Source organism: Streptomyces sp. NPDC001027, assembly GCF_040299045.1.
Classification (GTDB): Bacteria; Actinomycetota; Actinomycetes; order Streptomycetales; family Streptomycetaceae; genus Streptomyces.
The window spans coordinates 1-2688 of sequence record NZ_JBEPBI010000479.1 but is presented as its reverse complement, the minus strand read 5'-3'; the positions used below and the strand labels follow the sequence as shown (position 1 = coordinate 2688).

The window sequence follows — 2688 nt, the reverse complement described above, 5'->3', positions numbered from 1 at the left end:
CACCGGTAGGCGGTGCAGCAGCGCAGGTAGACGTGCTGTCCGTTGTCGACGGTCAGCTCGCCGCGCCGAAAGGAGAAGGCGAGGCCGCCGAGCCGGGGCCGGCTCTCGAGCAGGGTGACACGCACGCCCTCGTCGGCGAGCGCGAGCGCGGCGGTGACACCGGCCAGCCCGCCTCCGACGACGACGGCGGTGCGCCCCGAGGGCTCGTGCTCCCGCGCGGCGTCCAACTGCTCGTCGTTCATCGTGCACCCTCCCGTGCAGGCCGGCCCTGATGCTTGAATGCTGCACCGCAGGCCGTCGCAGTCAGGGACGCCGCGCCGCACCGGAGGGTTGCGCACCGCTTTTCCCCGGTGGCGTCACCGTGGCCCACGCCGTCGCCCGGCACGTCCATCAGACATGCCTCCTGACGCTCCGTCGCGACGCGTGCCGGGCGTCCAGGCCCGACAGGCCGCGCACGGCGACATAGGCCTTCTCCCGGCCGGGCAGCGAGACGCGCCCGCGCAGCACGGCCTCGGGGTCGCGTTCGATGCGGTCGAGGAGCCTGCGGTAGATGCCGGCCATGGCGGCGACGCAGGCGCCGCTGCGCCGGTCGAGCATGGGCAGCAGCCGGTAGCCCTCGGCGAACAGGGTGCGGGCCCGCCGCACCTCGAAGTGGACGAGACCCGCGAAGTCGGAGCCCTCCGGCGGCTTCGGCCCGTCGAACCCGGCCGAGCAGCCGAACTTGGCGAGGTCGTCGGCGGGCAGATACGTCCGGCCGCCCGCCGCGTCCTCGCGGACGTCCCTGAGGATGTTCGTGAGCTGGAGTGCGAGCCCGAGCGTGTCGGCGTACTCCGGCGCGCGCTCGACTCCGCGCGCCCCCGGCTGGGTGCCGAACACGCCGAGGGAGAGCCGTCCGATGGCGCCCGCCACGCAGCGGCAGTAGACCTTCAGGTCGTCCCAGGTCTCGTACGTCTCGCCGCGCACGTCCATCAGCACGCCGTCGATCAGCTCGTCCAGGCCGCCCAGCGGGACCGGGAAGACCCGGGCGGTGTGCGCGAGGGCGACCGCGACGGGGTCGGTGTCGTCCTCCTCGATCTCGCCCGCGCGGATGCGGGCGAGCAGCGCCCGGGTGTCCTCGAGCCGGGCGGTCTTGACGTCGCCGTCCAGCGCGCCGTCGCCGATGTCGTCGACGCGGCGCGAGAAGGCGTACAGCGCCGACATCGCGCGGCGTTCGGGCGTGGGCAGCAGCCGGATCCCGTACGCGAAGTTACGGGCCTGCTGTCCGGTGACGGTCTCGCAGTAGCTGTAGGCGGCGAGTACCGGTGCGGACGCGTGCGGAGACGACTCCACGGCCCGGATCACCCCTCTCCTCGCAAGGTCACGCCCACCTCGCGCAGCAACTGGAGCTTGCCGGGCTTGGGCGGGCCGGGAAGTACGTCGTATTCGGCGGCGGCGATCGCTCGGATCGCGGCCCTTCCTCCCGCCACGAATCCCGCGAGCAGCAGTCTCAGCCTGCCGTGGACGCTACCCACCAGGGGGGCGCCTTCATTCAGGAGATCACTGGCGCGTTGCGCCTCGTACGCGACCAGCGCGCGCACCGACGCGCCCGCGGTCGGCGCGGCGAGGTCCGCTTCCTGGACGTGAAAGCGCTTCATGTCCGCGGCGGGCAGGTAGACACGGTCGCGGCCGAGGTCCTCGGTCACGTCCTGCAGGTGTTCGACGATCTGCAGTGCGGTGCAGATCATGTCGGAGAGGCGGATCCGCTCGGGGCTCGAGGAGCCGGTGACGGCGAGGACCAGGCGGCCCACGGGATTGGCGGACAGCTCGCAGTAGGCGAGGAGGTCGTCGTACGTCTCGTAGCGGGTGACGAGCTGGTCCTGCCGGTTGGCGGCGATCAGGCCGAGGAAGGGCTCCGGACCGAGCGCGCGGCGACGGACGGCCGGCTGCAGGCGGCGCAGCAGGGGGTGCCGGGGCGTGCCGTCGAAGACGCGCAGCAGATCGGCCTCGAACGCGTCCAGCAGGACCATGCGGTCCGCCGCGTCGGCGGCCGTCACGCCGAGCAGCGCGGCGTCGGCGCCGCCCGGCGCCAGGTCTCCGTCGCCGATGTCGTCGACGAGGCGGGCGAAGCCGTACACCGCCATGAGGTCGTCTCGCCAGACCCGGGGCAGGAAGAAGGGGGCCACGGGGAAGTTCTCGTGCGCGGCCTTGTCCAGCGTGCCGTCCACCGGGTCGCCGGTGCGCGGCGCGGCCGACGCCGTCATCCCCGGCCGCCCGCTGCGGAAACGGCGCGGCCTGCGCTGAGCTGGGGAGTTTCCGTAGCCAATGCCGTCACATCTCCCGTTCTACACTGCCGACCCAATACACACTATTTCGGACACGCCGCCCGCACGTCGGCGCGAGGCTTCGACCATGGGCGCTGAGCGTTATCGCCCCACTTGACGCGTTTCGGGACCGGTCCAGCTTACGTTGTACAACGCAGCGGGGTGCACAGGGGGTGTTCTGCACATCACAACAACACACCGATTGGCGTCAAGATTCCTTGCGCGGGCGGGAGTTGACGCTTCCTTTGCAGACGCGGGGCCCCGCCGGACGGTTGAGGCGGGGGCCCCGGCGGCGCCGGCAAATTTGGCCGTGAAATTTCGTTGATCCCGCGCACCACATTGGTGGGGGGGGGCCCGCGCAGTTATACGCGCGCCAGGCAGAGAAAGC

The 2688-nt window shown here is 71.9% G+C and carries 4 protein-coding genes; all 4 read right to left on the bottom strand.

The annotated features are described in order from the left end of the window. On the bottom strand, nucleotides 1-242 hold a 242-nt coding region (locus ABT300_RS43000; protein ID WP_351688319.1), incomplete at its 3' end, for an FAD-dependent oxidoreductase. Further along, the gene (locus ABT300_RS42995) at nucleotides 239-391 is read right to left on the bottom strand and encodes a DUF6380 family protein (RefSeq protein ID WP_351688316.1); all 153 of its coding nucleotides are present in this window, start codon (nucleotides 389-391) and stop codon (nucleotides 239-241) included. The genes ABT300_RS43000 and ABT300_RS42995, both read right to left, overlap by 4 nt. Next, entirely contained in the window at nucleotides 391-1341 is a 951-nt protein-coding gene (hpnD, locus tag ABT300_RS42990; RefSeq protein ID WP_351688313.1) for a presqualene diphosphate synthase HpnD, read from the bottom strand. Before hpnD ends, ABT300_RS42995 begins: the two co-directional genes overlap by 1 nt. Next, on the bottom strand, nucleotides 1338-2240 hold the full coding sequence (gene hpnC, locus ABT300_RS42985) for a squalene synthase HpnC (RefSeq protein WP_351688310.1): 903 nt from the start codon (nucleotides 2238-2240) through the stop codon (nucleotides 1338-1340). The genes hpnD and hpnC overlap by 4 nt, the downstream gene beginning before the upstream one ends. Between the last annotated feature and the right edge of the window lie 448 nt (nucleotides 2241-2688).